Raw genomic sequence first — 26395 nt, 5'->3', positions numbered from 1 at the left:
ATGACGAGCTTGAATCACCAAGCTGGCGCCATGTCAAGTAATATCCCTCTATCTACATGGACACAAAAGCAGCCGAAAAGCCGCAGACAGTCAAACAGCTCAAGCGCTTATCGCAAAACACAGGGTAAAGTTCGGCCTAGAAGCGGTGCGGCGATTTTCGACCCGCAACGACAGAGGAGAGTGGCCCATGCGCTAGACGCGATAGCTGAACAAGCCTCTCCATTTGATGTTGCATACGGCCGGGGCAGGTGTTGGGGGGATGGCGTCTTGCAAATGCAATGTCGCCAGCCACGCCTGCCCCGCGCCGCATTCGCCGGCGCTGGCGACGGATCGGCCTCGTCAGACTCCCGCCAGCGCCTGATCGAGATCGGCGACGAGATCGCCCGTATCCTCGATGCCGACGGAAAGCCTGAGCAGATCCGGAGGACAGGGGCTGCCGGCCCCTTCGATCGAGGCCCGGTGCTCGACCAGGCTCTCCACACCGCCGAGCGAGGTGGCGCGCTTGAAGACATGCAGCCTTGCGGCGACTTTGACGGCGCCGGCTTCCCCGCCTTTCACCCGGATCGAGAGCATGCCGCCGAAGCCGCCAACCATCTGCCGCTTCGCCACCGCGTGTCCGGGGTGGCTCTCAAGGCCGGGATAGAGCACGGCCGTGACCTTTGGATGATGCTCGAAGTGGAGCGCGATCGCCTCGGCGCTCTTCGAAGCTTGCCGGACCCGCACGAACAAGGTGCGCACGCCCCTGAGCAAGAGCCACGACTCGAACGGCGCCAAGATGCCGCCCAAGCCCTTGCGCACCTCCTTGATCTGCGCCCAGAAAGCGTCGTTGCGCTGGGTCATGAGCGCGCCGGCGAGCACATCGGAGTGGCCATTCAGATATTTGGTGGCGGAATGCATGACGATGTCGACGCCGTGCGCGATCGGGCGGGTCAGGACCGGCGTGGCGACGGTGGAGTCGACGGCGATCAACGCGCCGGCTTCATGGACGACGCGGGAAGCGGCGGCGAGGTCGACGACTTCCCAGGTGGGGTTGGCCGGGCTCTCCAGCCACACCAAACGGGTGCGCCCGGGCTTGATGGCGGCTTCGATCGCGCCGACATCGCCTGCCGGCACGAAGTCGACCTCGAGGCCCCAGGGCCGCGCCACCTCGAGCAGCCATTTGCGCAAACCCCAATACATCGTCTGCTGCGCCAGCACGTGGTCGCCGGGCCTCAAGGCCAAGAACACCGCCGCCGCCGCCGACATGCCCGAGGCGAAGGCGAGCGCGTCGGCAGCCCCTTCGAGATCGGCCAGCACCGCTTCCAGGGCCTTCTGCGTCGGCCCGTCGTTGCGCGAATAGCTGAAGCCCTGGGGGTATCCGAGATCGGCCTCGCGCTCGAAGGTGGTGGCCGCGTGCAAGGGCGGCACCAGCGCCTTGGTCGTCGGATCGATGGCGCCCAGCGCCTGGGCGCAACGGGTCGCCGGATGGGTGTTCTTGGAGGTCACGAGGTGGGCAGCGCCTCTTTTGGATTCTTCCAGCCCGGCAGCGCCGCCATGCGGGCATGCCAGGAACGCACGCTTGGAAAATTGTCGAGGCTGAGGCCCGCCTCGTCCAGATAGCTCAAGTCGACCGCGCAGGCGATATCGGCCATGCTCGGCTCCGAGCCGCAGAGATAGGCGGTCTTGGAGAGCTGCGCCTCCAGCATGCCGAGCGCCCGCTCGCCGCGCTTGCGCATGAACTCGATCACCACCGGATCGCCCTGCTGGAAGCGGGTGAGCGCCCGGGGCATGGCGATGCCGGGCACGCAAAGGTCGAGCTCCCAGGCGAGCCACTCCTTGACCTGGTATTGCGCCGCCTTGTCCTTGGGCCAGAACTTCTTCGTCTTCTCGCCCAGATATTCGAGGATGACGTCGGACTGCACGACAGTCATCTCGCCATGCTTCAAGGCCGGCACCTGGCCAAAGCGATTGATGGCGATGTATTCCGGCGTCTTGTGCTGGCCGGTGCGCAGATCGACATGCTTATAGCTGTAGGGCGTGCCGGTCATCGCCAGCGCCATGCCGACCTTGACCGAGGGGATCGACAAGGCCGCGCCGTAGAGGGTGTAGGTCTGGGTCGCCATCTCGCTTCTCCGCTTCTCTCCTTGGCGCGGCCGCTCAGCCCGCGAGCTTGGCCTTCAGGATCTGGTTGACCACGCCCGGATTGGCCTTGCCGCCGGTTGCCTTCATCACCTGGCCCACGAAGAAGCCGAACAGTTTCTCCTTGCCGGAGCGATATTCCGCCACCTTGTCGGCGTTCTTCGCCATGACATCGGCGACGGCCGCTTCGAGCGCGCCCGTATCGGAGACCTGCTGGAGGCCCTTCTCCTCGACGATCGCCGAAGCAGGCTTGCCGGTCTCGACCATGGCCTCGAACACCTCCTTGGCGATCCGCCCGGAGATGGTTCCGTCGTACTTCAGCTTTTCGAGGCCAATGATATCCAACCGCTGGATCGTCTCATGCGTGATTGGAATCGCTTTGCGATTCATCAACCCAAATATTTCAGATGTGACGACATTCGCTGTCGCAGTGCTAGTTGATATGACCCAATCTTTGTTCGGTACGTCATTTATGACCGTATAATCTGATCCCGACCTGAATACCTTATCGACGTCGAGAGACATACCACCAACTGCCTTAAGAATCGGCCGATTGTTCTGCTCGTAGTAGTCCGCTTGTTCGCGCTCCGCCACGAGTACAGACGCCGCGTAGTCGGTCAATCCATATTGCCTGACGAAGCGCGCCTTCTTCTCGTCCGGCAGCTCCGGCAGGGACCGGCGCATCGCTTCGATCCAGCCGCGGTCGAGCTCGAGCGGCAGCAGGTCCGGATCGGGGAAATATCGATAGTCGTGGGCGTGCTCCTTGGAGCGCATCGGCCTGGTCTCGCCCTTGCCCGGGTCGAAGAGCCGGGTTTCCTGCTTGATGGCACCGCCGGATTCGAGCACCTCGACCTGGCGGCGCGTCTCGTACTCGATCGCCTGCATGACGTAGCGGACCGAGTTCACGTTCTTGGTCTCGGTGCGGGTGCCGAGCGCGGCGCCGGGACGCCTGACCGAGACGTTGCAGTCGCAGCGCAGGCTCCCCTCCTCCATGTTGCCGTCGCAGGTGCCGAGGTAGCGCAGGATCGAGCGCAGCTTCTTGATGTAGAGCCCAGCCTCCTCGGCCGTGCGCAGATCCGGCTCGGAGACGATCTCCATCAAGGCCACACCGGCGCGGTTCAGGTCGATGTAGCTCAGGCTCGGATGCTGGTCGTGCAGGCTCTTGCCGGCATCCTGCTCCAGATGCAGGCGCGTGATGCCGATGCGCCGGGGCGAGCCGTCGGGCATGTCGAGGAGGAGATGCCCGCCGCTGACGATGGGGCGCGAATACTGGGAGATCTGATAGCCGGGCGGCAGATCGGCATAAAAGTAGTTTTTGCGGTCGAAGACTGAAATCTCGTTGACCTCGCCGTTGATGCCAAGCCCGCTCTTGACCGCCTGCTCGATGCACGTGCGATTGATCACCGGGAGCATGCCGGGAAAGGCGGCATCGACGAAGCTCACCTGGGTGTTGGGCTCGGCGCCGAACTCGGTGGCCGCGGCGGAGAACAGCTTCGACTTGGAGATCACCTGGGCATGCACCTCGAGCCCGATGACGACCTCCCATTCTCCGGTCTCGCCTTTGAAGAGGCTCATGGCCTGGCCCCGAAGCCGGCGGCGTCCTCGAGCACGCGGGCGGCGGCGAACAGCGTCTCCTCATCGAAGGCACGACCCAGCACCTGCAGGCCCAAGGGCAACCCGCCGGCGGAAAGGCCGCAAGGCACCGAGATGCCCGGCAAGCCCGCGAGGCTGGATGGAACCGTGAACACGTCGTTCAGATACATGGCGACCGGATCGTCCATCTTCTCGCCGATGGCAAACGCGTCGGTCGGCGCCGTCGGCGTCAGGATGAGGTCGACATTCTTGTAGGCCTCGGTGAAGTCGCGCGCGATCAGCTGGCGCACGCGCTGGGCGCGCAGATAGTAGGCATCGTAGTAGCCCGCCGACAGCACATAGGTGCCGATCATGATGCGCCGGCGCACTTCTTTGCCGAAACCCTCGGCGCGGGTGTTCTCGTACATCTCGTCGAGCGTCTTGCCCGGAACGCGCAGGCCGAAGCGAACGCCGTCATAGCGGGCGAGATTTGAAGACGCCTCCGCCGGCGCGATCACGTAGTAGGTGGGCAGCGCGTATTTGGTGTGCGGCAACGACACCTCGAGCGTGGTGGCGCCGGCCGCCTCAAGCCAATCGATGCCGCTCCGCCAGATCGCGTCGATCGCCTCGTTCATGCCGTCGATCCGATATTCCTTCGGGATCCCGATTCTAAGTCCTCTGACGCCGCGCGCCAGCGCCGCCTCGAAGTCGGGCACCGGCGCGTGGGCCGAGGTCGAATCCTTGGGGTCGTGGCCGGCCATGACGCCGAGGAGTATGGCGGCGTCCTTGACGGTGCGGGCGATCGGTCCGGCCTGGTCCAAGGAGGAGGCGAAGGCGACGATGCCCCAGCGCGAGCAGCGGCCATAGGTCGGCTTGACTCCGACCGTGCCGGTGAAGGAGGCGGGCTGGCGGATCGATCCGCCGGTATCGGTCGCGGTCGCCCCCATGACGATGCGGGCCGCCACCGCCGCGGCCGAGCCGCCGGAGGAGCCGCCGGGGACCAGCGGACGATTGTCGCCCGCCCGGCTCCAGGGGTTCCTGACCGGCCCGTAATAGCTCGTCATGTTGGAGGAGCCCATGGCGAACTCGTCCATGTTGAGCTTGCCCAGCATCACCGCGCCCGCCTGCCAGAGCTGCTGGGTCACCGTCGACTCGTAGGGCGGCTTGAAGCCGTCGAGGATATGGCTGCCGGCGGTCGTCAGAATGCCCTTGGTACAGAAGAGATCCTTGATGCCGAGGGGAATGCCCTCGAGCGCCCGCGCTTCGCCCTTCGCCAGCCGCGCCTCGGCGGCTTTCGCGTCGGCCCGCGCCCGCTCCGGCGTCTCGGTCACGAAGGCGTTCAGCACCCGCGCCTCTGCCATCGCCTGCAGATGCGCCTCCGCGAGCTCGACAGCACCCAGCGTGCGGGCCTGCAGCTGATCCCGCGCTTCGGCGATGGTGAGATCGGTCGGGCCCATCACTCGAGAACCTTGGGCACGACGAAGAAGCCTTGCGTCGCCTCCGGCGCGTTGGCCAGGATCTGCTCGGGCTTGCCGCCATCGGCGACCGCGTCCTGGCGCAGCGTCGGCTTCATGGCGACGACGCTGGTCATCGGCTCGACGCCGCTCACATCGACCTCGTTTAGCTGCTCGATCCACTTCAGGACATGGTCGAGCTCGCCGGCCAAATGCTCGAGCTCCGCATCGGCCACGCGAATGCGCGCTAGCGTCGCGACGTTGCGGACGGTGGCTTTATCGAGGGGCATCGACCAATTCTCTGCGAAGGATTCGACCCGCCGCTCTGGTCCGGCCCGGGAAGCCAGGAAAATGCTGGGTCCGAAAGCGGCGCGGACACTATCATCCGCCATGGCGATCCGCAACCCCGCCGACCTCAAGCCATTGTTGAAGCCGGGCCAACGCATCCTAGGCCTGGACGTAGGCACGAAAACCATCGGGCTGGCGCTATCGGACAGCTCGCACACCGTGGCAACGCCCGTCACCACCATCAAGCGCCGCAAATTCCAGGCCGATGCGGCAGCGCTGGCCGAGGTGATCGCCGAGCGCCAGGTCGGCGCGTTGATCATCGGTTTGCCGCTCAACATGGACGGATCGGAAGGACCGCGCTGCCAGTCGGTACGCCAGTTCGCGCGCAACCTCTTGGAGCGCGCCGATCTGGAGATCGCCTTCTGGGACGAGCGCCTGTCGACCGCGGCGGTGACCCGCACCTTGATCGATGCCGACGCCTCGCGCCAACGCCGCGCCGAGCTGGTCGACAAGCTCGCCGCCGCCTACATCCTGCAGGGAGCGCTCGATGCCCTCAAGCGAAGCTGAAGCGACGATCGCCATCGACCATGTGCAGGTGACCGTGCCCCCGGAGCTGGAGGCCGCAGCCAAGGTCTTCTACGGCCAGGTTCTGGGCCTGGGCGAGATCGCCAAGCCGGAGGCGTTGAAGCGCCGCGGGGGCGCTTGGTACGCGCTTGGCAACGCCCAGTTCCACATCGCGATCGAGCCCGGCGCGGCAGGTGCGGGCAGCCGACGCCATGTCTGCTTTCGCGTGGCCGATCTCGAAGGGATGCGCGCCCGCGTGCTGGCCGCCGGCTTCGCCGTCACCGAGGATCAACCGCAGGCCGACGGCCTCGAGCGCTTCTTCACCCATGATCCCGCCGGCAATCGCGTCGAGATCGGCTGGCGGCCGGCATAGCCCCCACCCCGACCCTCCCCCGCATCCGCGGGGGAGGGCTCTAACGATTCGCCATCGAACCCCCTCCCCCGCCGTCTTCGGTGGGGGAGGGTTGGGGTGGGGGCAACAGACGCAACCGGGCTTGCGACGCGCCCTGTTGCGCCTCTGGGCTCCCGCCTTATAGTCGCGGCTCATGACCGCCCGCCCGGAGTTCCGCTTCCCGCACCGCCATCTCCTGGGCATCGAAGGTTTGGGGCCGGACGAGATCACCGGGCTCATCGATCTCTCCGAGAGCTATGTCGAGCAGAACCGCCGACCGGACAAGAAGGGCTCGGTGTTGCGCGGGCGCACCCAGATCAACCTCTTTTTCGAGACCTCGACCCGCACCTCCACCTCCTTCGAGCTCGCCGGCAAACGGCTTGGCGCGGATGTCCTCAACATGGCGGTCGCCTCCTCCGCGATCAAAAAGGGCGAGACGCTCATCGACACGGCGATGACGCTGAATGCCATGCATCCGGACGTGCTGGTGGTGCGCCATCCCGATTCGGGCGCGGTCAAGCTCTTGTCCGAGAAGGTCAACTGCTCGGTCATCAATGCCGGGGACGGCACCCACGAGCATCCGACGCAAGCACTCCTGGACGCGCTCACCATCCGCCGAAACAAGGGGCGCATCGGCGGTCTCCTGGTGGTGATCTGCGGCGACGTCGCCCATAGCCGCGTCGCCCGCTCCAACATCCATCTCCTGAACGCCATGGGGGCCCGGGTGCGTGTCGTGGCCCCGCCTACATTGCTGCCGGCCGAGATCGAGCGCCTGGGTGTGGAGGCTTTCACCGACATGAAGAAGGGTCTCGAGGGCGCCGACATCATCATGATGCTCAGACTGCAGACCGAGCGCATGCGCGGCAGCTTCGTGCCGTCGATCCGCGAGTATTTCCATTTCTTCGGGCTCGACTATGCGAAGCTCGCCCTGGCCAAACCCGACGCCCTCATCATGCATCCCGGACCGATGAACCGCGGCGTGGAGATCGACAGCGAGGTCGCCGACGACATCGACCGTTCGCTCATCCGCCAGCAGGTCGAGATGGGTGTGGCGGTGCGCATGGCATGCCTCGACATGCTGTCCAGCCGGGTGGCGGAGCCCGGACGCAACCAGCCGTGAGCCGGATCCTCGCCTTCGCCAATGTGCGGCTGATCGATCCGGCCACCAAGCTCGACAGCATGGGCGAGCTCGTCGTCGCCGACGGCCTCATTGCCGATTTCGGACAGAACATCCTGCCCCAACAACCGCCCTCGCATATGACGGTGGTCGACGGGGGCGGCCAGGTGCTGGCGCCGGCGCTCGTCGACATGCGCGTTCAGCTGCGCGAGCCGGGCGAAGAGCACAAGGAAAACATGGAGTCGGGCGGGGCGGCTGCCGTCGCCGGCGGCATCGGCACCATGGTGCAGCTTCCCAACACCAGCCCGATCATCGACGACGTCTCCCTGGTGCAGTTCATCGAGCGCCGCTCGCGCACGATCGGGCTCGCCGACATTCGCGTCTATGGCGCCGCGACCAAGAGCTTGAGCGGCAACGAGCTGACGGAGATGGGGCTGATGAGCGAAGCCGGTGCGGTCGGCTTCACCGACGGCGAGCGCACGATCGCCAACGCCCTCGTCATGCGCCGCGCGCTCAGCTACGCCAAGACGTTCGGCCAGCTCATCGTGCAGCACGCCGAGGAGCCGAGCCTCGGCACCGAGGCGGGCATGAACGAGGGAGAGATCGCGACCCGCCTCGGCGTGCCGGGGATCCCGGCGGCGGCGGAAGTGATCATGATCGAGCGCGACCTGCGCCTGGTCGAGCTCACCGGCGGGCGCTACCACGCCGCGCATGTTTCGACCGCGGCCGCCATCGAGGCCATCCGTCAGGCGAAGCGGCGAGGTCTCGATGTCAGCTGCGATACCGCACCGCCGTACTTCGCTCTCAACGAAACCGCGGTCGGCGACTATCGGACCTTCGCCAAGCTGTCGCCGCCTTTGCGCTCGGAATGGGATCGCCGGGCCGTGGTCGAAGGCCTGGCCGACGGCACCATCGATGCGATCGCCAGCGATCACGCCCCGCACGACCAGGACTCCAAGCGGCTGCCATTCGCCCAGGCGGCCGCCGGCATCATCGGGCTGGAGACGCTGCTGCCGCTGACGCTCGAGCTCGTCCACAACAAGCATCTCGGCCTCGGCCAAGCGCTGGCCAAGCTCACCTGCAACCCCGCCCTCCGCCTCGGCCTGGCGAAGGGGCGGCTCGGACGCGGAGCCAGTGCCGATCTCGTGCTGATCGACCCGGACCGGCCGCACCGCATCGATGTCGCCGGTTTCAAGAGCAAGTCGAAGAACAGCCCCTTCGACGGCAGGCCGACCGAGGGAATGGCGCTGGCGACCTTGGTCGGCGGCCGCGTCGTCCATGCCGCTTCCGGCGCTCCGACGGCCCTACGCGAGCTCGCGGCCTCTCGCTAAGAGCTTGAGGCCGCTTGCAAAGAGGCGATTCGCCTAGTAGCGTCCGCCCATGTCGAGGCTGCTCGCCTTCGCGGCCACCGTCGCTTGCGGCGTCGTGGCCCTCAGTCTCGATGCCGCCGGCGACAGCCTGACGCGCATCGCCGAGAAGGGCGAGATCGTCATCGGCGTCAACACCGGCTTCCAGCCTTTCGGTTATATCGACAACAGCGGCAATCCGGTGGGATTTGAGATCGACCTCGCCAAGTCGGTTGCCGATTGGCTGGGCGTGCCGCCGCGCCTGCAGACGGTGGCCGCCGGCAACCGGGTGCCGTGGCTCAAGGCGGGGCGGATCGACATGATCCTGGCCTCGATGCCGGTGACCCAGGCCCGCCGCGCCGAGATCGGCGTCATCGACCCGCCCTACTATGCCTCCGGCATCGCCGTCCTGGCGCCGGCGAAGCTTGGCCTCAAGGCGTGGGCCGAGCTCAAGGGGCGGCCGGTCTGCGGATTGAGCGGTGCCAGCTTCAACCGCCGCGCGGTCGAGGTCTACGGAGCCAACCTCGTGCCCTATGCCTCCACGGCCGAGATCGAGAGCGCGCTCCTGGATGGACGCTGCCAAGCCTGGGTGTTCGATGAGACCACCTTGGCGGCCCGGCTCACCCGCGGCGAGCGCTGGTCCGGCTTCGAGCTGCCCTTGCCGTCCGAGGAGCCTTGGACCTGGGGCATCGGGGTGCCGCTGGACGAGCGCAATGGCCCTTACGGCAAGCTCATCTCCGGAATCGTCACCGACTGGCATCGCTCGGGCAAGCTCATCGAGCTGCAGCGCCGCTGGGGGTTGCGGCCGTCGGCGTTCCTCGAAGAGCAGCATCGTCGGTACCGTTGAGGCCGGCTGCCTGCGCCATCGCCGTTGCTGGCGTATGATGGCCGCGGTTCAGCCACGATGGCGCCCCAATCGGACGGCAGAAAGGTGTTCATGATGGGCCCGTTGCCGTTCCTGCTCATTCTCCTGGTGATCATCTTGCTCTTCTACTCGAACAAGCTGCCCGACCTCATGCGCGATCTCGGACGCGGCGTGGCCAAGTTCAAGCGCGAGCGCGGCGAAAAGGATCGGCCGAACGACCCCGGCAAGACGGACTGAGCCGATGGAACGACGCGAGTATGAGCGTATGCACGCGGTCGAGGAGCGGATGTGGTGGTACCGCGGCCTCCACGCCAATCTGCTGACGGCCCTCGACCTCGGCGGCGGTGGAGCGTCTCCCATCCTCGATGCCGGCTGCGGCACCGGCGGCTTGCTCAGGCAGCTTGCCGGCCGAACCGCATACGGCCTCGATATCGAACCGATCGCCGCCAGCCTGGCCTCGGCGAAGGCTCAGAAGCCCGTCTGCGTCGGCAGCGTCGATCGCCTGCCCTTCGCCGCCGAAAGCTTCGCCGCCATCGTCTCGGCCGACGTGCTGGCCCACGACCGCGTGGCCGAGGATGAGGCGGTCGCCGAGGCGCATCGTTGCCTCAGGCCCGGCGGCATCTATGTGGTGAACCTGCCTGCCTATGCCTGGCTCGGCTCGGAGCATGATCGCCGGGTGCAGCAGAGCCGGCGCTATACCAGAAGCCGGGCCGCGGGGTTGCTGCGTCGGGCCGGCTTCGCCCGGGTCGAGACCACCTATTGGAATATGATCCTGTTTCCGCTGATGGTGCTGCGTCGGCTGCTGTTTCCCGGCGGCGGCGATGTGCGCGCCTATCCGGCGGTCCTCGAAGCCTGCTTTCGCGGCGCGGTCCTGTTCGAGAACTGGCTCATCCGCTTGGGCCTCGTGCTCCCCTTCGGCGGCTCGGTGCTGGCGGTCGGGGTGAAGCATGGCTAGGCCATTCGCGCTCTCGGTCGTGGTGCCCGTCTACAATGGTTCGAGCTCGGTGGGCGAGCTCGTGCGCGCGATCCAGGGGCTCGACATCGCCGGCGGCCACGAGATCGTGCTGGTCAACGACGGCAGCCCCGACAACAGCCGCGAGGTGTGCCTGGAGCTGGTCGACCAGGCCACGGTTCCGGTGACGCTCGTCGACCACTCGCGCAACTATGGCGAGCATAATGCGGTGATGACCGGGCTCAGGCACGCAAGGGGCGACTGGATCATCACCATGGACGACGATCTGCAGAACCCGCCCTCGGAGGTAAAGCGCCTGCTCGAGTTCGCGCAAGCGAGCGGCCAGCAGGTGATCTACACCTACTCCGCCTCGAAGGAGCATGCGCCCTGGCGCAATCTCGGCAGCCGCTTCACCAACTGGTGCGCCGATTGGCTTCTGGAAAAGCCGAAGAATCTCTACCTCTCCAGCTTTCGCTGCATGAGCGCCTTCGTCACCGAGAAGGTCGTCGAATACGAGGGGCCGTTTCCCTATATCGACGGCCTGATCATGCAGGTCACGCAATCGATCGGACGGATCGAGGTGCAGCATCTGCCGCGCGCGATCGGGCGCAGCAACTACACCTTGCGGCGCCTGGTCCGGCTCTGGCTCAACATGTTCGTGAACTTCTCGGTGATGCCGCTCAGGATTTCGGCGCTCATCGGCATGCTGATGTCGGGCGTGGGTCTCGTCGGCGTGGTGATCCTCATCCTCCAGGCCTTCCTCGAGAACACCCCGCCGGGCTGGCGCTCCTTGATGGTCGTCGTTCTCTTCCTGTCGGGCATGCAGCTGATGATCCTCGGTGTATTCGGGGAGTATCTGGGCCGGCTCTATCTCACCCTCAACCGCAAGCCCCAGGCGGTGGTGCACCAGGTCTACCGCCGGCCGTCGCCGGTGCGCTCGGGGGAGATCCTGCTCGCCTCCGAACCCGCATCCACGAGCCGAAGAGCCTAGCCGAAATGATCCACTATGCGCTGCTGGCGGCGGCGATCCTCTTCGGCGTCGCGGGCCAGCTCCTGCTGAAGACCGGCGCCGATGCCGGCAGCATCCTCGAGCAATTCATGCGTCCGGTGACGATCCTGGGTCTCGGCGCATACGGCATGGCCGGCCTCCTCTATACGCTGGCGCTCCGCGGCATCCCGGTCTCCGTCGCCTTTCCCAGCGTATCGGCGAGCTACGTGCTGGTGCTGCTGGTGGCCCATCTATGGTTCCACGAGCCAATCGTGCCGGCGCAGATCGCCGGCGTCGTGCTGATCATGAGCGGGATCACGCTGCTTTACTGGCGGGCTTGACCACGTTAGCGCGCCGGAGCTTCAGGCCGGATTGCGCTGCAAGGGCATAACCTGCCTTTAACCCGTCGAGAACCCCGGTCCGCTACGCTCGCCGACCCTCCGGCCAATCAAAAAGCTGAAAATGGCCAAAGCGATCATTGCCACGTGCAAGGATCACCCTGCGTTCGGGATCAGGCTTATCGATGACATCCGGCGATATGTAATTGACGCTGAGTCCGATCCGGCTGGTTGGCGATGGATTGGGCGGCGAGCCGTGTATCAGCATGTTGTGATGCATCGACATCTCACCCGCTTGTAGCGACAAATCGACAGCTGTCGACGCGTCAAATGGCGTCGATATCGACTGCCCATAGCGCAGCAGATTGTGATCGTCTATCGATTGCACATGCTCGAGCTGTCCCCAATTGTGCGACCCGGGTATTGCCTGCATGGCACCGTTTTCGGGTGTCGCATCGGTCAGTGCGATCCACGCAGTCACCTTATGTTCCCTCGGCGCGGCCGTAGAGTATGTGCCGTCTTGATGCCAGCCGACATAGGAAAGGCTGTGTGGAGGCTTTGGGAATAGCTTTGCGTCCCAAACCATCACGTCCGGACCCAAGATATCCTCAATGGCATCCAGCACCCGAGGATGGTTGACGAGCTCATATGCCCATCGGGCTCTCCGGTGGGGTTGACGCAAGAATTCGCGCCCTTCTTCGTCATCGTAAGCGCTGCCCCTGCGTTTTTCGCGGGAGCCTGCATATGCTTCGAACCGGCTGAGAAACTGCGCGGCTTCCGCCGCCGATAGCACCGGAACGGGAGCAATAAAGCCGTTGCGATGATACCCCTGGACCTGTTGGTCGCTCAGCAGCTTACCCATGGGCGCCTCCGCAGTTAAGCAATCGTCTGATGATTACGGGACTCATCTCGAGCCGCGAAATCGTCATCAGGAGTGGTTACAAGAAGACTCGGGCCCTTGCGCCTTGCTGCAGCACGCCGACTCTAGGCTCCGCAACGGTCTGGCCGCGCCCCTCGAGGAGCTTAATCTGTGACCTCAGATGATTTGTCATCAGCCTGGCCGCATGTTTTGGATCACGCCGAACGATCGCTGCCAGGATTGCCCGATGCTCCGATACATCGCGTTCTGGAAATTCGGGCACGCGTCTAACCATCTGCACGCGAAGATCGCGCAATCCGCCGATGATGCTCTTGAGGCAGAAGAACAGAACGCCGTTCTGTGCCGCCATCGCAATCGCAAGATGAAAGGCTTGGTTCTCCCGGAAGTATATTTTTCCTTTTGCAATCTTGCGTTCCATGCCAGCCGTCGCCTCGGCAATCTCCTCGAGATGCTGCTTCGTTGCGCGTTGCGCTGCCTCTCCCGCGGCGTAGCCTTCGAGAACGGCACGCACTTCAAACAGATCGCGAATTGCCCAGTGTGTTATTGAGCTGGCCAATTGCTCGCTGAGCATGGTCGCCGTCGGCGACGTCACCACAGTGCCATGGCGCGGCCGTGCCGATACGACCCCCAGCATCGATAAGCCGCGGATCGCTTCGCGTATGCTGGATCGACCGACATCGAGCTGACGCATCAACTCGGTTTCCGGGGGCAATCGGTCACCCGGCTTCAATTGACCGTCTCTTATCAGAGCCGCAATTCGTTCAGTGACGGCGTCGCTCGTCTTTATTCGTTTGATCCGTTCCAGCTTCATCGCCCTCACCTCAATTACCTTGCATTTGCTTCAGCCCGTGATCGCGAGCCTCCGCGCCCACACCACCGCTTGCGTAATTTCCGCCATCGACGAATAAGGTTGCGCCGGTGACATAGTCAGACGCCGCACTCGACAGAAATATGACCGCTCCCAACAGATCTTCTGGCTCCGAAATTCGGCCGAGGGGAATTTTGCGCGCATACAACGCCTCGGAGACGGGATCGGCTAACCATCGCTCGTTCATCTTTGTACGAACGAAGCCCGGCACTACCGTATTAACTTGGACGTTGTAGAGGCTCCATTCGATGGCCAGGGTTTGTGTAAGTGCGACGATTCCCGCCTTGCTGACGTTATAGGCGCTGATGAAGGGGATCCCGACGAATCCGCACCGCGAAGAGACATTCACGATCTTTCCGGACCTTTGGGCGATCATGATCCGGCCGACCGCCTGGGACAGCTGGAAAGTTCCCGTTAGATTGATCGAGAGGGTATTGTCCCAATCGGCTGCGAGCATTTCTTCGGCCCGAGCCCGCCCGACCACGCCGGCATTGTTGACGAGAATGTCGATTCGCCCGAACCGCTCCTGAGCGGCGCCCGCGATTGCTGGGATCGCAGTACGATCGCGCAGATCGGCCCGGTGGTAAAAAGCGTTCTCCGGCAACTGGCTCGGCTCGGCGATATCAACTGCCAACACCTTTGCGCCGAGCGCTGCGAAACCATGCGTCAACGCCGCGCCGATGCCTCCGCCCGCCCCAGTAACGACGGCGACCTTGTCTCTGACATCGAACAACGATGATGGGTCGAAGGGCATCGATAATCACCTCGAATCTGCTGTCTTGGCCGCCCCGTCGGCCGCGAACGCGACGCTGCGTTCCACCGGCCATGAAAGGCAAAACTCCGAACCGGACCGTGCATTCGGTGCCGAATTATCCAAGGAGACTGTAGACACGACCACCGGAGTCCGGTCCTCGAGCTCGAAGTGCAGGTGCGTCGAACCGCCAATGAATACTTCACGGCACAACCGCGCGGTGACGCAATTGTGTCCCGTCTCAGGACGCCTCCGGTCGGCGGAAACAGAGATGGTCTCCGGACGGATCGCCAACTCCACGCGCCCACCGACCGGCAATGGCTTGGCGCCGTACGCCTTGACGATCGATGCGCCAACTCCGACCGTCACCACATGGTCGTCCATGGTGAGAACCTGCCCAGGAATGTAATTGGTATGGCCGATAAAGCTGGCGACAAAACGATTGGCGGGATGGTGGTAAACTTCACGTGGGACGCCGATCTGTTCGATCTTCCCATCGCGCATCACGGCAACGCGGTCGGCGAGCGTTAGCGCCTCTTCCTGGTCATGGGTCACGATGATCGTCGTAATCCCAACTTGCTTCAGCAGCGTTCGCAGCTCTGTTCGCATTGCGTCGCGTAGTTGGCGGTCCAACGCCGAGAGCGGCTCGTCCAAGAGGAGCACTGCCGGCTGCACCACGAGGGTTCGTGCAAGCGCCGCACGTTGCTGCTGGCCACCGGAGAGCTTATCGGGATAGGAATTGGCGAATGCCGACAGTTGGAGGAACTCCAGCATTCGAGCCGCGCGGACGTGGCGCTCTTCGGTCGGAACCGACTGCATCTTCAATCCGAACAGCACGTTCTCGATCAAAGACATATGAGGAAATAGGGCATAGTTTTGAAAAACCATCCCGACATTGCGCTGATGCGATGGCAGGTTGGTCACCCGTCTGGCGTCCAACCACACGTCGCCGGAATCGGGCCGTATGATCCCGGCGATGACGCGCAGCGTCGTGGTCTTGCCGCACCCGCTCGGGCCGAGGAGGGAGATGATTTCCCCTGGCTCGACCAAGAGCGACAGATCTTCGATGATCCGGTGCCCGCTCAGCTGCACGGAAATGCGATCGAGGCGCAGGCGGACTGGGTTGATCATGCTCATCGGGATACGCGCTCTATGCCGATCCAACGATCGACTGCCAGAACGATGAGGCTGGTGACTCCGATCAACACCGTGGAAAGCGCCGCGGTCGCCGGATCGCTGCCGCCCGCGCGGATATATCCGAAGATCGTGATGGGCAAAGTCTCTTTGTTGGTTATTAGAAACAGCGTTGCGGTAAAGTTGTGAAACGATACGACAACGGCGAATACCAGGGCGGCGACGAGCCCCTGCCTGATCGTCGGCAGGGTGACGCGTGCGAAGGCGATGACCGGGTGGGCTCCAAGCAGCCGCGCCGCATCCTCCAGGTTCCGATCGCTATGCTGCAGGCTCGCAGTCAGCACCCGAACCATAAATGGCAGAATCAAGAGGATGTGCAGCAGCACGATGCGTGCATCATTCCAGCGAAGCGCAATCTGATTGAACCAGATCAACAGTCCAAGTCCCGTCACGATCTCAGGGATGATCAATGGCGACATCACCAGGCCGTGGATCAAGGCACGACCTGGGAACCGGTAGCGTGCGATCGCGTAGGCGACGCCTAGGCTGACGAACAAGCCTATGGCGGCGCTGCATACGGCCAGTTCCGCGCTGTAGGTTATTCCCGTAACGAATTGCTCCCGCTTGAGCAGTTCGAAGAACCATTTGGTGGAGAATGACGGCGGCGGCAAGATCAGCGCCATTTCCGGGCTGAACGCCAGCACGGCGATGATGATCAGCGGCAAGACAAGGGCCGCAAGGATCGTCCACGCAATGAGCCAGGTAGAAAATCCGCAATGGCGCTCCTGCGTCATCGGGTTCCGAACCGTCGCCCATAGCGATCAAGAACTAGGTTGAGCAATGCGATCAGCAGGATCGAGAACGCCAGCACGATCATGGCGATTGCCGAGGCAAACGGCATGTCGAACATGGCCACGCCCTGTTCATAGATCAAATTTCCAATCATCTTGACGAAGCCAGCGCCAAGCATGGCCGGAGTCATGTATGAGGCCATTGCAAGCAAGAACACGATCGCGGCGCCTGCGAGCACACCTGGCATGGAGAGTGGCAGGGTTATCCGCAGGAACGTCTGAACACGGTTGGCCCCAAGCAAGGCGGCCGCATGCGACAAGCTGCCGTCCAGACGCTCGAGCGAGCCGCCGATCGCCAGGATCATGAAGACAATATTGCCCATCACCATCCCGATCACGACGCCGAGCTGCGAGTACATCATTTTGACTGGCGCGCCAATGAGGCCGCTCGCCACCAGCAATTGATTGAGAAGGCCGTTTCGTCCGATCACCAGGATCAAGCCGTACATGCGCAGCACATAATCGCTGAAGCTGACGACCACCAAGATGATCAGGACGAGGCGTCGGACGACCGGGGATGCACAATGCATGTAATAAGCAACAGGATATCCCAGAAGGGCGCAGACGACCGTCGTCCATGCCGCAAGAGACAGCGAGACCCAGAAGATGTTGCGATAGTACGGATCAAGAATGGCCTTGGCGTAATAATCGAGGGTGAACGACCCGGACGGGCCGTCGGTGCCAAGACTCATCGATACCAAGTTCCATATCGACAACAGGAGCATGGCGGTCAGCAGCACGGCCGGCAGGCTTAGAAGATAGGGAACCCCCGCCGGGCGGAACCTGACCGGCCGGCGTGGCGCCCGACGGGGAGCAATCTGCCCCTCCGGTTCAGCTGAGGCCGTTGCGTGCATTCCGGCAAAGCCCATGGCAGCGGATCTCGCGTGCTCGGCAGTTCAGCCCATCCCAGCGCGTCCGCGCTACGCCAGAAACGCCGCCATTCCAGTTTTCGCGAGACCCGGCCGGGAGCGCGGCAAAACGCCCGCTTATGGCCCCTGGATCTCGCGATTCCACCGCTCCACCCAAGTGTTGATCACCGTTGAGACATGAGCCTCGTCGACATAGCGGAAATTGTCCTCCGGCGGCGCGACCTGCTTGATCGATGGAGGCGCTTCGGCCGTGCGGTTCGCCGGCATTACGACCGCGTCCTGGGAAAATGCCTCTTCAGCCTTCTTGCCGAGCGCGAAATCGATGAACTTCAGCCCGTTTGCCTGGTTCGGCCCCTTCATTAAGCTGAAGGTGTCGACGCTTGCCAGCGTCGGCTTGGGAGCGACAAATCGAAAATTGGGATTCGCCTTCGAGCGTGGAATGTATGCGCCGGCCAGGCAGAACCCCATCACCGGAAGCTCACCCGCTTCCATGTAGCGCCAGCCCTCCGGATCGCCGGTGTAGTAGCCGCCGGCATTCGGCTTGAGCTGCTTCAACAATGCGAAGGCCGGATCGACATTGCGTTCGTCGCTGCCCGCCAACCAGGCCGCAAGCGTAATGAATTTCGCCTGAGAGTACACAGCCGACGGCAGAGCCACCCCGCCTTTCAAACGAGGGTCCCACAGGTCCTTCCATTCCTTCAGCTCGAAGGGAGCCCGCTGCTTGTCGTAACAGAGACCCCAAAACAGCCGGTACCACCCGATCCATTCCGGATGAACGAGCTCCGGCGGAATATGCGCGGCGTTCTTGATCGCTTCTTTCGGTATCGGCGTCAGCAGATTCTCTTTGGCTGCAAAGATCGCCGACACCGGGCTCGCGGTCCAAACATCGATGGTCGGCTTGTCGCGCTCGGCACGGAATATAGGCAATGCTTCAAGCGAGGTCGCTTGCAGGCGCAGCTCGACCTTGATTCCGGTTTCCTGCTGAAACGGTTCGATAATGTTCTTCTTGATATGCCCGAGCCAAGATCCGCCCCAGGTCATCAGGACGAGTTTTTCCTCGGCGTGGGCGACATTGAGCCCAGCAAGCACCGCGCCGAAACCGACCAGGGCCAATGCACGACACAGAATCCAGCCGCATGGCTTTTTTTGCATTTGACGATCCTCCCCGTCTCTGGCGCCGTATCGGTGTGCCTTGACAGGAGCGGCGCCCAAGGTCAGGTTTGATCATTACTCCATTCGTCAGACAATGCAAGCGCTGGGCGTCTCCGCAAGCTGGTTCCTGTGCGTGTCTGGATGGTGCATGCCACGATCCGATTGCCGGATTGAAAGGGTGTTCGCGATGACTGAAGTCCAGGCCCCGAGCGTGCCAAGCTTTCCCGCCGCGGAGTACGCGATGCGGTTGGAACGGGCGCGTATGCTGATGGACGAGCAACAAATGGATGCTCTGTTGGTCAGCTCCGAAGGGAATTTCCGCTACTTCACCGGCGATATCACCCTCTCGCCGTTCCAGATGACGAGGCCCAAATTCTTTGTGCTGCCGCTGGTGGGCGAGCCCTGCGCCATCGTTGCGCAAGGCGCAGAGATCGGCCTCGGCCTGACCACCTGGCTGAAAGACATCCGGACTTGGCCGGCGCCCCGGCCGGCGGATGATGGCGTGAGCCTTGTGGCCGACACTCTGCGGAGCGCGGCAAAACGCTTCGGCCGCGTCGGAACCGAGCTTGGTCCGGAGTCACGGATGGGCTTCCCGGTGAATGATTTCCTGCGCATTCGCGAGCTCGTTGAGCCGGTGCGTTTTGTCGATGCCGAGCAGCCGGTGATGCGCCGGCTTCGGATGATCAAATCCCCGGCCGAGGTCGCCAAGGTGCGCACGATCTGCCGCATCGTGTCGGAGGGCTTCGAGGCGTTGCCGCCGCTGCTTTCCGAGGGGGATACCGAATGGGGCGCCTGCCGGAAGCTCGAGCTCGAGATCATGAAGCGAGGCGCTACGAAGACCTTCAAATTGACCGGGCTGTCCGGTCCGGGCGGGTACAACCGCACCAATACGGGACCGACCGACCGCGTGCTGGGACGGGGCGATGTGCTGTTCATAGATACCGGTTGCCAGTTCGATCATTACTGGTGCGATTTTGACCGCCATTTTGCGTTTGGACCGCCTAGCGATGCGACCCGTCGGGCTTACGAGCTGGTATGGCGGGCGACCGAGGCGGGAATTGCAGCGGTGCGTCCGGGACGACCGGTATCGGATGTTTGGCGCGCCATGGCCGACGTGGTTGCCTCGGGCGGAGCGGACGCTCTCAAGACGAAGGTCGGTCGCATGGGGCACAGCATGGGCTTAGTCCTGCCGGAACCGCCTTCGATCAACGAGACCGATCACACGATCATAGAGGCCGGCATGATTCTTAATATCGAGCCGGGCGCGGCCTATATAGCGCCGGAGGATGGCGGACGGCGGATCATGCTGCATGAAGAAAACGTTGCGGTAACCGAGCATGGCTGCGAAATCTTGAGCAAGCGCGCGCCACGCGAAATTCCAGTGTCCGGCTGAGCCATGACCGAGGCGATTTACACCTCGGCCGCCGCGGTCGACCTCGGCACGCCACCCCGAAACCGTCGCCGCTTCCTCTTGCGTGTCGATGCGCATGAAGTCGGCGCGGCCGTCGAAGTGCCCGTGCACGTGATCGCCGGCACGTCGCCAAAGCCACGCGTGGCCCTGGTCGCCGGCGTACACGGCGACGAGTATGACGGCATCGTTGCGCTGAGACGGTTCCTAGCGGAGGTCGACCCCGGCGCAATTGCCGGCACGCTCGTGGTTATCACACATGCCAATCCTTCCGCCTTCGGCGCAGGTCAGCGTCCAACGCCGATCGACGGTGTCGACCTGAACCGGGTGTTTCCCGGGCGATCGGATGGTGGCGTAACCGAGCGGCTGGCGCACATCCTATTGCATGGAGTGTTCCGGCACATGGATTTGGTCCTCACGATGCACGGCGCGCGCTCCGTCAATCTTCTCTGCCCCTGGATCGAATTCCTGGACGAGCCCAGTGATCTTGGGCAAGCATCGCGGGCTGCAGCCGTCGCGTCGGGCTTTACGGACCTGATCGCGAATAAGCGCAAGCCGGGCTTCCTATTAGGAAGCCTTGCCGAGCTCGGTGTCCCCGTCATCGAAGCCGAGGTAGGAGGGCGCGGCGAGATTCATGAGCGCAACATCGGGTTTTATCTAGACCGGGTGCGGGCCGTTCTGCGGCATGGCGGGCTACTGAATTCCGGCGCCGCCGCAATCGGAACATCGCGCTCGTCGATCTGGCGCAACAATGACGTGGTCGCAAAATCCCCTGGTATCTTCGTTCGCGAAGTGGAATTGAGCGACCGCGTCGGCAAGGGAGGGTGCCTCGGCCGCATCCTCGATCGCGATGGAGCTCAGGCGACTGAGGTCCTTTCCCCGGTGGACGGCAAGATCGGACTGCTTCGCTTTCATGCGGGCGTGCGCCCAGGGGATGTGCTGGCTCGGATCTGGACGCCGCTTGCGGAATAGGCGCGGCACCTAAGCCATCAAGGCCGGGATCTTGTCGAGGTCCGCCGGACCCTCGACCGCGATGACCCCAGCACCTTCACTCGCCGATACACCGGCCCAGCGGTGCCCGGCAGCGGTCAACAGGCAAACGATCGGCGCGTCGGGTTCCACCTTGATCCGCTGCAGCAATCGCGGCAGGCAGGCGACCGGCAGCGCCGATGCCGGATCGACCAATAGGCCCTCGGCGCAGAGCAGTTTCTGGGCTGCGACAATCTCAACATCGTCGGCTGAGAGCGCCGCGCCCTTGGACTCCCGCAGGGCCGAAAGCGCAAACTTGCTCGAAACGATCTCGGCGGCGGAAGACGCTATGCTCGGCCGCCGCGGCACCTCGACAGGTTCGTTGGCGCCACCTTGGAGCGACACTTCGAGCGAGTTCGAGCCGGAGGGCTGACATGACACCATGACGGGCAATCGGTCGATCCATCCGAAGCTCATCGCCTCGCAAAAACCCTTCCATGCCCCGTGCAAGCCATTGCCCCGTGCACAAGGAAACACCATGGCCGCGGGCGCCGCGCCAAGCTGCTCGGCTAGCTCATAGGCGTAGGTCTTGTACCCGTCGATTCCGACCGGCGTTTGAACGGAGCGACGAAACGTAGCAGCGATCGGAAACCAGTCCTTCCGGCCCGCTATGGCCTCAAAGACCCACTGGCGCTGCTCGGCAGACGTAACGACCACCTTCGCGTCGAATCCACGAAGCTCATCGAGAACGCGCGGTGGGGCGCCGCGCGGCACGACGATGACACACTCCATTCCGGCAGCTGCCGCATAGGCGGCCACCGATACGCCAAGATTTCCCGTGGATGAGGAAACGATTCGGTGATAACCCGCGGCGCGGGCCAGATTGATCGCAACGCAGACATATCGATCCTTAAAGGATCCCGTGGGATTTGAGCCTTCGTACTTGAATAGCAACCTGGAAAGACCCAGTCGCGGTCCAATGTGGCGCGATTCGATGAGAGGCGTCCCACCTTCGCCGCGCGAGAGCCATCCGTCCATCGCGCCGCACGGCAGCAAGTCGCGATATCGACCTAAGCCGGTGCCGTGCCGGATACCAAGCGGCGGTGGCGCCGTCCTTGGCCGAAAGACCGAATTCAGCACCCCAATCGCGCCGCGCTCTGCGCAGCGGGGACAACCCATGCTCATTGGACCGAGCGGGTAGCTCGCTTCGCAAAGATCGCAGACCAGCTGCCACCCATCGCCGGCGGAATCGTCCATCGACGATCCTTGAAACAATGATCTGACAAATAGGGAAACACCACGCCATGCTTGTCAAGGCCTCGCTTCAGCGATGGCGCGTCGATCTCCGCTTGCACTCTTGGTGGGGGCCGCGCTCGACGGCGGCCAAAGAATTGGTTGCGACTGTCCGGATCGGGTGGATGACTACGCCACCAAATTTCTTGCTCTTGGATTTGCGCATCGTCATCACGTTGATGCTGTCAAATCGCCGTCGCTGCCGACAATCCGACCCTCGGTGATTGCAGCCTCGATGAGCGCACGCGCCTCTTCATAACGACCGTGCCGCGCCCTAGCTAGCTCCAATCACTGAGTGCGTTGAACCGTATCCCGCAAGCTGCCGATCACATGGTCGATCTGCGCCCGGCTCAGCTGCGGATACATGGGAAGACTCAGAATCTTCTCGGCCAGACGCTCGGTCTGCCGGCATTGGGCCGGGCCCAAGGGGACGCGCCCCGCATAGGCCGGCTGGCGGTGCACCGGAACCGGATAGTGGATGTTGGTGGCAATGCCGCGCTCCTTGAGGAGCTCGCGCAGCCGCGCTCGTACCGCGGTGGTGACGACATATTGATGATAGACATGGGTGGCGCCGGCGGCGCGCACGGGCAAGCCCAAGCCCAACCCCGCCAAGCCGCTATCGTAGTCCGTGGCGATCCGCCGGCGCCGCTCGTTGTCGGCGGCAAGATGGTTGAGCTTGACCCGGAGAATCGCCGCCTGCAGCTCATCCAGCCGGCTGTTGGTGCCGGCGATGGCGCTCACATAGCGCTCACGCCAGCCATACTCCCGGAGCTCGCGCACGCGGCCGGCCAGGGCTTTATCGTCGCTCAGCACCACGCCGCCATCGCCCAGGGCACCGAGATTCTTGGTCGGATAGAGCGAATAGCAGGCGATGCGGCCGAAGCGGCCGACCTGGGTGTTGCCGACCATGGCGCCATGCGCTTGGCTGCAATCCTCAATGACGGCGACACCGAGGCGGTCCGCCAGCTTCTGGATGTCCTGGATCGCCGCAGGCTGGCCATAGAGATGCACGGGGATGACGGCCTTGATCCGCTTGCCTTCGCCCGCGAGCACCGTCTCCAGCTCGCCCGGGTCCATCGTGTAACGGCCGGGATCGATGTCGATCAGCAACGGGGTAGCGCCGACGAGCTCGATCGCCGCCACCGTGGCCACGGCGGTATGCGAGACCGTGGCGACGGTGGCGCCAGGACCGATATCGAGGGCGCGCAGGGCCAAGACCAGCGCATCGGTGCCGTTCGCAACCCCGATGCCATGGGCGAGGCCGACGAAGCGGGAAAATTCCTCTTCGAAGGCGGCCACTTCGCGGCCGAGGATGTACCAGCCGCTGTCGAGCGTGCGCGCGATCGCCGCGTCGATCTCGGCCTTGTGGGCGAGATAGCCGGCCTTGGGATCGCTCTGCGGCACGCTCAAGCCCGCCATGGCTCTAGCCCCTATTTCTCATACCAACCGGGATCAGCGTCGCCCGGCGAGGGGGCGATCCGCTAGGAACGGGTCGAAGAGCGTAGCCAAAGCTACGGTCGAGACCCGTGACGACGTCGGGCGCCCCCTCGCCGGGCGACCCGAAGGGATGGGCTCCTGCGATCACATGCCGCGTCAAGCCGCTCGACCGATGCGCTGCATCGCTCTTCGCGCCTTTCCTTGCCTGTGATCGCATGAGCCCATCGCTGACCCGGTTGGTATGAGAAATAGGGGCTAGGAGCCTGTCCGAGTAATGGAGACGGAGCTCAAAAATTGAAACTTGGCTGCGCGCATGGTGAGCATGGCGCAATGAATCTGCCGGAGGCGAGGGCGATGTTGAATCATTCTTTCGCCGTTTCGATTACTCGGACAGGCTCCTAGTCAGAGATAGTGCGGAAGATTGCGGCGATAATAGTCGAGGCTGGTCTTGAGCCCTTCCGCCAGATCGACCTTGGGGGCCCAGCCGGTCAAGGAGCGGAAACGGCGATCGTCGGCGTAGTAGTCGCCGATGTCGATGCGCTTGCGCTCGGCCGGAAAGTTTCGCAGGACCGCTTCGCCCTTGCCGTTGGCGCCGATCAAGAGCTCTGCCAGGCGATTGAGCGAGATCGGGGGAAAGCCGCCGATGTTGAGCGCTTGGCCCTCGACTTCGGGCACGGTCGCGGCCAAGAGCAGCGCATCGACCGCATCGTCGACATAGGTGAAGTCGCGCAGCTGCTCGCCGCCCCAGACCTCGAAGGGCTTGTCCTCGAGCAAGAGCCGGATCCACACGCCAAGGAAGGTTTGGCGCGCGTCCTTGATGCGCATGCGCGGACCGTAGGTGTTGGTGAGCCGGAGGGCGGAAGCCTTCAGCCCATAAACGTTGTTGTAGAGGATGTGGTACCACTCGCCTGCCATCTTGTTGACGCCGTTGACGTCGGCCGGCCGCAGCAGATGCCGCTCGTCGACCGGCAGATAGTCGGGCTTGCCGTAGAGCTGGCGGGTCGAGGCGAAGACGAGCTTGATCCCCGGGCAATGGCTGCGGCAGGTCTCCAGCAGCGTGAGCTGGGCGCGGCAATTGATCTCGAGATCGGCCAAGGGCTCGTGCATGGAGTCGAGATGGCTGGTCTGGCCGGCAAGGTTGAACAGCACCTCCTGGCCGGCGACGAGATAGCTCAAGCTGTAGACGTCGCGAATGTCGGAGACGTTGACCTGCACCCGGTCGGCAAGCGTATCCAGATTGAACGGGTTGCCGCCATATTCCGGGATCAGGCTGTCCACCACGGTGACGCGGGCGCCGAGCGCAACCAGGCGGTGCGCCAAGGTCGATCCGATGAAGCCGAGCCCGCCGGTGATGAGCGCCCGCCTGCCGGCGAACCAGGCGAAGCGCGGGTCTTCGCTCACTGCTTGGGGTTGGAGAGGCGGCCCGAGGCGCGCAAGGCGAGGCTCTGGCCGATCTTGAGCTCGCGCCGGTCGACCACCACCGACAGCAGCGTATCGAGACGCTGGACCCGATAGATCTCGCGGCCGGCGAGCGCGCGGGCGCATTCGCGCTCGGCGGTGTCGATGCCGTTCGGCACGTAGTTCGACATGGCGATGGCGAAATCGGCTTGGTCGTCGTCGAAGGTCTCGACGAAGTTCGCGGGGAAATAATACTTGGCCGGCACCTTCGGGCCGCATACCCGGATCTTGAAGCTGCGCGACTCGAACTCGTCGCCATAGCTCTCGCGCAGGATGTTCTCCAGCCCGTGCACCGCTTCGGCGTAGGAGTTGCCCCAGTAGTCGAGCTTGAACAGGCCCTCGGCACCGTCGACGCCGCCGATGAATGCGTTGTAGTAGACGTACTGATCGGGATGCAGCCGCATCATCACCGAGCCGAGATAGCCGAAATAGAGAGCGACCGCCGCGTAGGCGCCGTAGCGCCAGCGCCAGGTCCGTGCCCATGCGAGCCCATGCTCGAACATGACCGCCGCCAGCACGACGAGCGGCGGGATCACGAACAGGAAGTGCCGCATGCCGTCGAACAGGATGGCGCGGATGGCCACCGCGTAGACGACGGGAAACAGCACGGCGAAGCCGACCAGCGCGTGGCCGAGGGCGTGGGTGCGGTCCTGCCACCACCGACGCTGCGCCACGCGCCAGCAGGCCCAGCCGAAGGCCGCCGCCGCGAGGAGCACGAACAGCTCCGGCGTCTTCAGGAGGATGTGCACCGGCAGGTAGGACCAAGGAGTCTGGTCGGCCCAGTAATAATCGCCGTTGTAGAGCGTCTTCCACGGATATGTGTGATGGGAGAAGTCGCAGAGCGCCTGGAACGGATTGGCGAGCGGCGCTTGCTGCGCCCAAGGCCAGGCCAGCAGCATGACCGGATAGGCGACCAGCAAGGCCGGGAGCCAAGCCCGCATGAGGCCGCGGACGCCGTCGCCGAGGAAGCGGCCGAGGCTCCGCGCATCGGAGGCGCGCCACAGCGCGCAGGCGGCAATCGCGAGCCCGAGATAGCCCATGAGCATGAGCCCGCCCACGCGCACGCCGGCGGTGACGCCGACGACCAAGCCGAAGCGGAGCACCAGGGAGAAGGACGGCGCCGGCAGCGAGGGCAGCATGCGCGCGACATAGTAGGTCGCCCAGACCATGCCGGCGGCGAAGGGCACGTCCTTCGGGTTGTTGAACATGTGCCCGTAATAGGTCGGCGCCAGTGCGAGGAAGAGCGCCGCCCAGAAGGCGACCCTCGGGCCGGCGACGGTGCGCGCCAGCTTCCAGGTGCCAAGCACGCCGAGCAAGCCGACCGCGGCATTC

The 26395-nt window shown here is 63.9% G+C and carries 26 protein-coding genes; 11 read left to right on the top strand and 15 right to left on the bottom strand.

Annotation, left to right across the window (positions count from 1 at the left end):
- Positions 1–339: 339 nt before the first annotated feature.
- Genes HY058_20435 through gatC form a run of 5 tightly spaced genes read right to left on the bottom strand, consistent with a single transcriptional unit; the run spans position 340 to position 5434 of the window.
- A complete protein-coding gene (locus tag HY058_20435) occupies positions 340–1485 on the bottom strand; it encodes a PLP-dependent transferase (protein MBI3499671.1) in 1146 nt (381 codons plus the stop codon).
- Positions 1482–2102 carry a glutathione S-transferase family protein gene (locus tag HY058_20430; protein MBI3499670.1) on the bottom strand — a complete coding sequence of 207 codons (621 nt, stop codon included), beginning with the start codon at positions 2100–2102 and terminating at the stop codon, positions 1482–1484. Before HY058_20430 ends, HY058_20435 begins: the two co-directional genes overlap by 4 nt.
- 34 nt (positions 2103–2136) lie before the next feature.
- Positions 2137–3693 (bottom strand): Asp-tRNA(Asn)/Glu-tRNA(Gln) amidotransferase subunit GatB, encoded by a 1557-nt coding sequence (gene gatB, locus HY058_20425; GenBank protein MBI3499669.1) that lies wholly within the window; start codon positions 3691–3693, stop codon positions 2137–2139.
- Positions 3690–5147 (bottom strand): Asp-tRNA(Asn)/Glu-tRNA(Gln) amidotransferase subunit GatA, encoded by a 1458-nt coding sequence (gene gatA / locus HY058_20420; protein MBI3499668.1) that lies wholly within the window; start codon positions 5145–5147, stop codon positions 3690–3692. The genes gatB and gatA overlap by 4 nt, the downstream gene beginning before the upstream one ends.
- A complete protein-coding gene (gene gatC, locus HY058_20415) occupies positions 5147–5434 on the bottom strand; it encodes an Asp-tRNA(Asn)/Glu-tRNA(Gln) amidotransferase subunit GatC (protein MBI3499667.1) in 288 nt (95 codons plus the stop codon). The genes gatA and gatC overlap by 1 nt, the downstream gene beginning before the upstream one ends.
- 100 nt (positions 5435–5534) lie before the next feature.
- Between gatC and ruvX the strand changes: the two genes are divergently transcribed.
- From ruvX to HY058_20370, 9 genes are all read left to right on the top strand, one after another.
- Positions 5535–5999, top strand: a complete 465-nt coding sequence (ruvX, locus tag HY058_20410; protein MBI3499666.1) for a Holliday junction resolvase RuvX — start codon at positions 5535–5537, stop codon at positions 5997–5999.
- Entirely contained in the window at positions 5980–6369 is a 390-nt protein-coding gene (locus HY058_20405; protein MBI3499665.1) for a VOC family protein, read from the top strand. Before ruvX ends, HY058_20405 begins: the two co-directional genes overlap by 20 nt.
- A gap of 172 nt (positions 6370–6541) precedes the next feature.
- On the top strand, positions 6542–7507 hold the full coding sequence (locus HY058_20400; GenBank protein ID MBI3499664.1) for an aspartate carbamoyltransferase catalytic subunit: 966 nt from the start codon (positions 6542–6544) through the stop codon (positions 7505–7507).
- On the top strand, positions 7453–8835 hold the full coding sequence (pyrC, locus tag HY058_20395) for a dihydroorotase (GenBank protein ID MBI3499663.1): 1383 nt from the start codon (positions 7453–7455) through the stop codon (positions 8833–8835). The genes HY058_20400 and pyrC overlap by 55 nt, the downstream gene beginning before the upstream one ends.
- 49 nt (positions 8836–8884) lie before the next feature.
- Positions 8885–9697, top strand: coding sequence for a transporter substrate-binding domain-containing protein (locus HY058_20390; protein MBI3499662.1), 813 nt, complete (start codon positions 8885–8887; stop codon positions 9695–9697).
- Positions 9698–9754: 57 nt separating this feature from the next.
- Positions 9755–9952, top strand: coding sequence for a twin-arginine translocase TatA/TatE family subunit (locus HY058_20385; GenBank protein MBI3499661.1), 198 nt, complete (start codon positions 9755–9757; stop codon positions 9950–9952).
- 4 nt (positions 9953–9956) lie between these two features.
- Positions 9957–10670, top strand: a complete 714-nt coding sequence (locus HY058_20380; GenBank protein MBI3499660.1) for a class I SAM-dependent methyltransferase — start codon at positions 9957–9959, stop codon at positions 10668–10670.
- Positions 10663–11658, top strand: a complete 996-nt coding sequence (locus HY058_20375; protein MBI3499659.1) for a glycosyltransferase family 2 protein — start codon at positions 10663–10665, stop codon at positions 11656–11658. The genes HY058_20380 and HY058_20375 overlap by 8 nt, the downstream gene beginning before the upstream one ends.
- 5 nt (positions 11659–11663) lie before the next feature.
- Entirely contained in the window at positions 11664–11996 is a 333-nt protein-coding gene (locus tag HY058_20370) for an EamA family transporter (protein ID MBI3499658.1), read from the top strand.
- Between the two features lie 82 nt (positions 11997–12078).
- On the opposite strand, the gene HY058_20365 is transcribed toward HY058_20370, so the two are convergent.
- From HY058_20365 to HY058_20335, 7 genes are all read right to left on the bottom strand, one after another.
- Positions 12079–12855 (bottom strand): phytanoyl-CoA dioxygenase family protein, encoded by a 777-nt coding sequence (locus tag HY058_20365; protein ID MBI3499657.1) that lies wholly within the window; start codon positions 12853–12855, stop codon positions 12079–12081.
- A 76-nt stretch (positions 12856–12931) separates the two neighbouring features.
- The gene (locus HY058_20360; GenBank protein ID MBI3499656.1) at positions 12932–13684 is read right to left on the bottom strand and encodes a FadR family transcriptional regulator; all 753 of its coding nucleotides are present in this window, start codon (positions 13682–13684) and stop codon (positions 12932–12934) included.
- Between the two features lie 10 nt (positions 13685–13694).
- Complete coding sequence (locus HY058_20355; GenBank protein MBI3499655.1) at positions 13695–14495, bottom strand: SDR family oxidoreductase; 801 nt, start codon at positions 14493–14495, stop codon at positions 13695–13697.
- 6 nt (positions 14496–14501) lie between these two features.
- On the bottom strand, positions 14502–15629 hold the full coding sequence (locus HY058_20350) for an ABC transporter ATP-binding protein (protein ID MBI3499654.1): 1128 nt from the start codon (positions 15627–15629) through the stop codon (positions 14502–14504).
- A complete protein-coding gene (locus HY058_20345) occupies positions 15626–16420 on the bottom strand; it encodes an ABC transporter permease (GenBank protein ID MBI3499653.1) in 795 nt (264 codons plus the stop codon). Before HY058_20345 ends, HY058_20350 begins: the two co-directional genes overlap by 4 nt.
- The gene (locus tag HY058_20340; protein MBI3499652.1) at positions 16417–17346 is read right to left on the bottom strand and encodes an ABC transporter permease; all 930 of its coding nucleotides are present in this window, start codon (positions 17344–17346) and stop codon (positions 16417–16419) included. The genes HY058_20345 and HY058_20340 overlap by 4 nt, the downstream gene beginning before the upstream one ends.
- A 117-nt stretch (positions 17347–17463) precedes the next feature.
- A complete protein-coding gene (locus HY058_20335) occupies positions 17464–18498 on the bottom strand; it encodes an extracellular solute-binding protein (protein MBI3499651.1) in 1035 nt (344 codons plus the stop codon).
- A 187-nt stretch (positions 18499–18685) separates the two neighbouring features.
- Between HY058_20335 and HY058_20330 the strand changes: the two genes are divergently transcribed.
- Positions 18686–19891, top strand: a complete 1206-nt coding sequence (locus HY058_20330) for an aminopeptidase P family protein (protein ID MBI3499650.1) — start codon at positions 18686–18688, stop codon at positions 19889–19891.
- Between the two features lie 3 nt (positions 19892–19894).
- The gene (locus HY058_20325) at positions 19895–20878 is read left to right on the top strand and encodes a succinylglutamate desuccinylase/aspartoacylase family protein (GenBank protein ID MBI3499649.1); all 984 of its coding nucleotides are present in this window, start codon (positions 19895–19897) and stop codon (positions 20876–20878) included.
- Positions 20879–20887: 9 nt separating this feature from the next.
- On the opposite strand, the gene HY058_20320 is transcribed toward HY058_20325, so the two are convergent.
- The 3 genes from HY058_20320 to HY058_20310 form a co-directional block, all read right to left on the bottom strand.
- Positions 20888–22132 (bottom strand): pyridoxal-phosphate dependent enzyme, encoded by a 1245-nt coding sequence (locus HY058_20320; protein MBI3499648.1) that lies wholly within the window; start codon positions 22130–22132, stop codon positions 20888–20890.
- A gap of 324 nt (positions 22133–22456) precedes the next feature.
- Entirely contained in the window at positions 22457–23587 is a 1131-nt protein-coding gene (locus tag HY058_20315; protein MBI3499647.1) for a DegT/DnrJ/EryC1/StrS family aminotransferase, read from the bottom strand.
- 420 nt (positions 23588–24007) lie between these two features.
- Positions 24008–25150, bottom strand: a complete 1143-nt coding sequence (locus HY058_20310; GenBank protein MBI3499646.1) for an NAD-dependent epimerase/dehydratase family protein — start codon at positions 25148–25150, stop codon at positions 24008–24010.
- Between the last annotated feature and the right edge of the window lie 1245 nt (positions 25151–26395).

The organism is Pseudomonadota bacterium (genome assembly GCA_016195085.1).
Lineage (GTDB): Bacteria > Pseudomonadota > Alphaproteobacteria > SHVZ01 > SHVZ01 > JACQAG01.
The sequence above is the reverse complement of the archived record's forward strand: the minus strand, read 5'-3'. Positions and strand labels throughout refer to the sequence as shown.

Excerpts from the sequence above, each read along its gene's own strand:
- HY058_20430 (MBI3499670.1), bottom strand. The coding sequence starts at position 2,102 with ATGGCGACCCAGACCTACACCCTCTACGGCGCGGCCTTGTCGATCCCC.
- gatB (MBI3499669.1), bottom strand. The coding sequence starts at position 3,693 with ATGAGCCTCTTCAAAGGCGAGACCGGAGAATGGGAGGTCGTCATCGGG.
- gatA (MBI3499668.1), bottom strand. The coding sequence starts at position 5,147 with ATGGGCCCGACCGATCTCACCATCGCCGAAGCGCGGGATCAGCTGCAG.
- gatC (MBI3499667.1), bottom strand. The coding sequence starts at position 5,434 with ATGCCCCTCGATAAAGCCACCGTCCGCAACGTCGCGACGCTAGCGCGC.
- ruvX (MBI3499666.1), top strand. The coding sequence starts at position 5,535 with ATGGCGATCCGCAACCCCGCCGACCTCAAGCCATTGTTGAAGCCGGGC.
- HY058_20405 (MBI3499665.1), top strand. The coding sequence starts at position 5,980 with ATGCCCTCAAGCGAAGCTGAAGCGACGATCGCCATCGACCATGTGCAG.
- HY058_20400 (MBI3499664.1), top strand. The coding sequence starts at position 6,542 with ATGACCGCCCGCCCGGAGTTCCGCTTCCCGCACCGCCATCTCCTGGGC.
- pyrC (MBI3499663.1), top strand. The coding sequence starts at position 7,453 with ATGCCTCGACATGCTGTCCAGCCGGGTGGCGGAGCCCGGACGCAACCA.
- HY058_20390 (MBI3499662.1), top strand. The coding sequence starts at position 8,885 with ATGTCGAGGCTGCTCGCCTTCGCGGCCACCGTCGCTTGCGGCGTCGTG.
- HY058_20385 (MBI3499661.1), top strand. The coding sequence starts at position 9,755 with ATGGCGCCCCAATCGGACGGCAGAAAGGTGTTCATGATGGGCCCGTTG.
- HY058_20380 (MBI3499660.1), top strand. The coding sequence starts at position 9,957 with ATGGAACGACGCGAGTATGAGCGTATGCACGCGGTCGAGGAGCGGATG.
- HY058_20375 (MBI3499659.1), top strand. The coding sequence starts at position 10,663 with ATGGCTAGGCCATTCGCGCTCTCGGTCGTGGTGCCCGTCTACAATGGT.
- HY058_20370 (MBI3499658.1), top strand. The coding sequence starts at position 11,664 with ATGATCCACTATGCGCTGCTGGCGGCGGCGATCCTCTTCGGCGTCGCG.
- HY058_20365 (MBI3499657.1), bottom strand. The coding sequence starts at position 12,855 with ATGGGTAAGCTGCTGAGCGACCAACAGGTCCAGGGGTATCATCGCAAC.
- HY058_20360 (MBI3499656.1), bottom strand. The coding sequence starts at position 13,684 with ATGAAGCTGGAACGGATCAAACGAATAAAGACGAGCGACGCCGTCACT.
- HY058_20355 (MBI3499655.1), bottom strand. The coding sequence starts at position 14,495 with ATGCCCTTCGACCCATCATCGTTGTTCGATGTCAGAGACAAGGTCGCC.
- HY058_20350 (MBI3499654.1), bottom strand. The coding sequence starts at position 15,629 with ATGAGCATGATCAACCCAGTCCGCCTGCGCCTCGATCGCATTTCCGTG.
- HY058_20345 (MBI3499653.1), bottom strand. The coding sequence starts at position 16,420 with ATGACGCAGGAGCGCCATTGCGGATTTTCTACCTGGCTCATTGCGTGG.
- HY058_20340 (MBI3499652.1), bottom strand. The coding sequence starts at position 17,346 with ATGGGCTTTGCCGGAATGCACGCAACGGCCTCAGCTGAACCGGAGGGG.
- HY058_20335 (MBI3499651.1), bottom strand. The coding sequence starts at position 18,498 with ATGCAAAAAAAGCCATGCGGCTGGATTCTGTGTCGTGCATTGGCCCTG.
- HY058_20330 (MBI3499650.1), top strand. The coding sequence starts at position 18,686 with ATGACTGAAGTCCAGGCCCCGAGCGTGCCAAGCTTTCCCGCCGCGGAG.
- HY058_20325 (MBI3499649.1), top strand. The coding sequence starts at position 19,895 with ATGACCGAGGCGATTTACACCTCGGCCGCCGCGGTCGACCTCGGCACG.
- HY058_20320 (MBI3499648.1), bottom strand. The coding sequence starts at position 22,132 with ATGGACGATTCCGCCGGCGATGGGTGGCAGCTGGTCTGCGATCTTTGC.
- HY058_20315 (MBI3499647.1), bottom strand. The coding sequence starts at position 23,587 with ATGGCGGGCTTGAGCGTGCCGCAGAGCGATCCCAAGGCCGGCTATCTC.
- HY058_20310 (MBI3499646.1), bottom strand. The coding sequence starts at position 25,150 with ATGCGCCCGCGCGCTCGCCGGCCGCGAGATCTATCGGGTCCAGCGTCT.